Raw genomic sequence first — 4558 nt, 5'->3', positions numbered from 1 at the left:
ATCACAATCTCTTGCTGAAATTAGTTAAGATAGAATTATCAACAATTGAGCAATTAAAAGCATAATTAAACGCAAATATCGTGAAAATTCCCTATCAGATATAAAATATAAGAATTGAATAAAGGTTAAATATGCGATTACTACACACAATGCTTCGCGTCGGTAATTTAGAAGAGTCCTTAACATTTTACTGTGATGTATTGGGAATGAAGTTACTCCGACGTAAAGATTATCCAGCGGGAGAATTTACCCTGGCTTTTGTCGGTTATGGAGAAGAAAGTGATCATTCCGTTTTAGAACTCACCCACAACTGGGGCGTAGAAAAGTATGATTTAGGTAGTGCCTATGGTCATATCGCTTTGGGTGTGCATGATATTTACGCTACCTGTGAGACTATTGGGAAACTGGGTGGTAAGGTAGTCCGAGAACCAGGCCCAATGAAACATGGTTCAACCGTAATTGCTTTTGTGGAAGACCCAGATGGTTATAAGGTTGAATTGATTCAGTTAAAAACTCCAGAATGATTTAGGGTAGAGGGTAAGAAGAGAACTTCTTTACCCATTACCCAATTCCCCCCCTAAACTTAAATTACAAGTCTAAAATCTAAAATTTTACAAATGCAGCCTACAGATCCTGATAAATTTACTGATACAGCCTGGGAAGCGGTAACAAAATCCCAAGACGTGGTTCGTGCTTATAAACAACAACAATTAGAAGTTGAACATTTAATTCTCGCCCTTTTAGAAGAACCCACAAGCCTAGCTACAGCCATTCTCACCCGTGCAGAAGTTGATTCTGTGCGATTCAAACAACAACTAGAGGCTTTTACCCAACGTCAACCCAAGGTTGGTAAAAGTGATCAACTTTACCTGGGGCGGAATTTAGATTTACTTTTAGATAAAGCCGATGAAATTAGAGCCAAAATGAGAGAGGAGGAAATCTCAGAAGGGCATATAATTTTAGCGTTTGGTAATGATGAACGTGTTGGTAGACGGTTATTTAAAAGCTTAAATATAGATATTGCTCAAGTAGAACTTGGGGTTAAATCTGTTCGCGCTACTCCCAAAATTAAAGCATCACCAAAGGTAGAAGCAGAAGCACCCGATGAAGCTTTAAAAAGATTTGGACGAGATTTGACAGAACAAGCAAAAGCGGGAAAATTAGATCCTGTGATTGGTAGAGATGATGAAATTCGCCGAGTAATTCAGGTATTGTCTCGACGTAGCAAAAATAACCCTGTGTTAATTGGTGAGCCGGGAGTTGGCAAAACTGCGATCGCTGAAGCATTAGCCCAAAGAATGGTGAATGGTGACGTTCCTGAATCTTTGAAGAACCGCCAATTAATCTCTTTGGATATCGGTAGTTTGATTGCTGGAGCAAAATATAGAGGTGAATTTGAAGACCGCTTAAAAAATGTCCTCCGTGAAGTTACGGAATCAAATGGACAAGTAGTTTTATTTATTGATGAACTGCATACCGTTGTCGGGGCTGGTTCTAATCAACAAGGTTCAATGGATGCCGGAAACTTACTTAAGCCAATGTTGGCGCGGGGTGAATTGCGTTGCATTGGGGCAACTACCTTAGATGAATATCGCAAATTTATTGAAAAAGATGCAGCATTAGAAAGAAGATTTCAACAGGTATATGTAGATCAACCAACAGTAGAAAATACAATTTCGATTTTGCGAGGTTTGAAAGAACGTTATGAAGTGCATCATAATGTTAAAATTTCCGATTCCGCTTTAGTCGCTGCGGCAACCTTATCAGCGCGATATATTGCTGACCGCTTTTTACCAGACAAAGCGATAGACTTAGTTGATGAAGCCGCGGCGAAATTAAAAATGGAGATTACATCCAAACCTGCGGAATTAGAAACCATTGACCGGCGTTTAATGCAGCTAGAAATGGAAAAGCTGTCATTATCTGGAGAAGAACAGAGTATTTCCCCAACAAGAGAACGATTAGAACGGATTCAACAAGAAATTGCTACTTTAACAGTCAAACAGCAAATATTTAACGAACAATGGCAAGGTGAAAAGCAGTTATTAGAAGCTATTAGCGGGCTAAAAAAAGAAGAAGATGCAATGCGGGTGCAAATTGAGCAAGCAGAGCGAGACTATGATTTAAATAAAGCTGCTCAACTCAAGTATGGTAAATTAGAGGGAGTGCAAAGAGAACGAGAAATTAAAGAAGCGAAACTTTTAGAAATGCAAACCCAAAGTTCAACTCTGTTGCGCGAACAAGTGACGGAAGCTGATATTGCCGAAATTGTGGCAAAATGGACAGGAATTCCCGTAAATCGGCTTTTAGAATCAGAAAGACAAAAATTACTGAAATTAGAGAGTCATTTACACGAACGGGTAATCGGTCAAGAAGAAGCCGTTTCCGCCGTCTCTGCGGCGATTCGTCGCGCCCGTGCGGGAATGAAAGACCCCGGGCGACCTATTGGTTCATTTTTGTTTATGGGACCAACTGGCGTGGGTAAAACCGAACTCGCCCGCGCCTTAGCTCAGTTTCTCTTTGATTCGGATGATGCTTTGGTGCGTTTAGATATGTCCGAGTACATGGAAAAACACTCAGTTTCCCGCCTTGTGGGTGCGCCTCCCGGATACGTTGGTTATGAAGAAGGGGGACAACTTTCGGAAGCGATTCGCAGACATCCTTACTCGGTGGTGCTGTTAGATGAGGTGGAAAAAGCCCATCCCGATGTCTTTAATATATTGCTACAAGTTTTAGATGATGGTAGAGTTACGGATTCCCAAGGACGGGCTGTAGATTTTCGCAATACTGTCATAGTCATGACTAGCAACATCGGTAGTGAACATATTTTGGATGTAGCTGGCGATGATTCCAAGTATGATTTGATGCGAAATAAGGTGATGGAAGGTTTGCGAAGTCACTTCCGCCCCGAATTTCTCAACCGCATAGATGATCTGATTCTATTCCACGCCCTTAATCGTGCAGAAATGGGGCATATTATCCGTATTCAACTCAAACGGGTGGAAAATCTGCTCAAAGAACAAAAAATCTCTTTTGAAATATCCCAAGCCGCTTGTGATCATCTTGTGGAGGCTGGTTATGACCCAGTTTACGGCGCACGTCCATTAAAACGTTCAATTCAGCGCGAGGTAGAAAATCCTCTGGCTACGAAGTTACTGGAAAATACTTTTGTTTCTGGTGATACTATCATCATTGATAAGGCTGAAACTGGGTTAAGTTTTAGTAAAAAAGTTTAGGCGTTGCTGAATGAAAGTATGAATTTGTTAGGCTTTGCTCCGCTTTGCTAACACGCAGAGGCGCAGAGGCGCGAAGAGTTTGAGAAAGGGAATTTTTGGTTTTCATACCGCCATTATCCAACGCCAAACTTTAAATGAATTTTCATTAGTAAATAGGGGGCTTTCTATGGAACTTATTTCTTCATTAGGAATTACAGGTTCGCAATATCTTTCCAAGGAAAGATTTATTAGTTATCATCATCAGTCGCGGTTATTGTTTTCCTTGGGTAGTCAAGTTAAAAATGTTCTAGAAATTGGTATTTTTAATTCTTTGTTTACAGAAATACTCAAACAAAATAACTATAACGTCACTACGGCGGATATTGACCCCAATCTCAAGCCAGATATAATCTTGGATTTGACAGCGGATTTTACACTACCACAAGACAAGTTTGATGCAATTGTTCTGTTTCAAGTATTAGAACATTTTCCCTACGAGAAATCAGAATTAGCATTGCAAAAACTCGCCGCAGTTACTAAGAAATATTTAGTGATTTCTATTCCCAATACTACTCAATATCTGTCATTACAAATCAAAACTTCCTTTTTGCTTAAAGCCAGACATTTACTCTGGAAAATTCCCCTATTTTGGAGTACAACACCACTTTGTGATCAACACTATTGGGAATTGGGATTGAAAGGATATCCCAAAAAGCGGTTTTTGGAATCTGTCGCTAAAGCTGGTTTGATAGTGAAGGAAGAATATGTTGATCCTACTTTCCCATATCATTACTTTTTGATTTTAGAAAAAATATAAATGCGATCGCTCATTCTAAGATCATCAGAATATCCTTGTCTATCTACTCGGTTTTCTTTTTGGTGGGACGGTTCCATTCTGATTTTTTCTTGAAACCTACTGCTTGGGCTGCATCACTATGATTTTTTCTCACGCAGAGACGCAGAGGCGCGGAGAGTTAAGTTATCTATTTGTGAGGCAGTTCTTCCTCATCAAGTTCATGATAACATATTTAAAATGAGAAGTCAATAGCTTTATTATCTTTTTTTGGTGATGGGTTATGAATGGATGATGAGAGTATTTTTCTGGATTGTTATCTGATGCTTTGGGAATAATTGTCTGAATCAGGATGTCCAGGATTATAGGATTTATAGAATGATATGTATAAGAGTAATTGTTATGGATCATTTAGGGATTTTACTTTGATTATTGCGTCATTTTCTATCTAAGTAGTTTTCTATTTATGGTTTTTGTAGTTATTCTCAATGGTTTTTGATAAGTTATAGTGGTTCTCGGTTGAGTGAGATATAAGAACCCCACCCCCAAC

The 4558-nt window shown here is 39.2% G+C and carries 3 protein-coding genes; all 3 read left to right on the top strand.

Going from position 1 to position 4558, the window contains the following annotated elements; translation table 11 throughout:
* The first annotated feature begins 131 nt into the window (after nucleotides 1-131).
* The 3 genes from gloA to IQ228_RS21675 all read left to right on the top strand — a co-directional run bounded on the left by gloA (nucleotide 132) and on the right by IQ228_RS21675 (nucleotide 4032).
* Nucleotides 132-524 carry a lactoylglutathione lyase gene (gene gloA, locus IQ228_RS21685; RefSeq protein ID WP_027402811.1) on the top strand — a complete coding sequence of 131 codons (393 nt, stop codon included), beginning with the start codon at nucleotides 132-134 and terminating at the stop codon, nucleotides 522-524.
* 93 nt (nucleotides 525-617) lie between these two features.
* Entirely contained in the window at nucleotides 618-3236 is a 2619-nt protein-coding gene (gene clpB / locus IQ228_RS21680; RefSeq protein WP_027402812.1) for an ATP-dependent chaperone ClpB, read from the top strand.
* A gap of 166 nt (nucleotides 3237-3402) precedes the next feature.
* Nucleotides 3403-4032, top strand: a complete 630-nt coding sequence (locus IQ228_RS21675; protein WP_027402813.1) for a methyltransferase domain-containing protein — start codon at nucleotides 3403-3405, stop codon at nucleotides 4030-4032.
* The last annotated feature ends 526 nt before the right edge of the window (nucleotides 4033-4558 follow it).

Source organism: Dolichospermum sp. LEGE 00246 (assembly GCF_015207865.1).
Lineage (GTDB): Bacteria > Cyanobacteriota > Cyanobacteriia > Cyanobacteriales > Nostocaceae > Dolichospermum > Dolichospermum heterosporum.
This window is presented reverse-complemented; position numbering and strand designations above follow the sequence as displayed.

Excerpts from the sequence above, each read along its gene's own strand:
- clpB (WP_027402812.1), top strand. The coding sequence starts at position 618 with ATGCAGCCTACAGATCCTGATAAATTTACTGATACAGCCTGGGAAGCG.
- IQ228_RS21675 (WP_027402813.1), top strand. The coding sequence starts at position 3,403 with ATGGAACTTATTTCTTCATTAGGAATTACAGGTTCGCAATATCTTTCC.
- gloA (WP_027402811.1), top strand. The coding sequence starts at position 132 with ATGCGATTACTACACACAATGCTTCGCGTCGGTAATTTAGAAGAGTCC.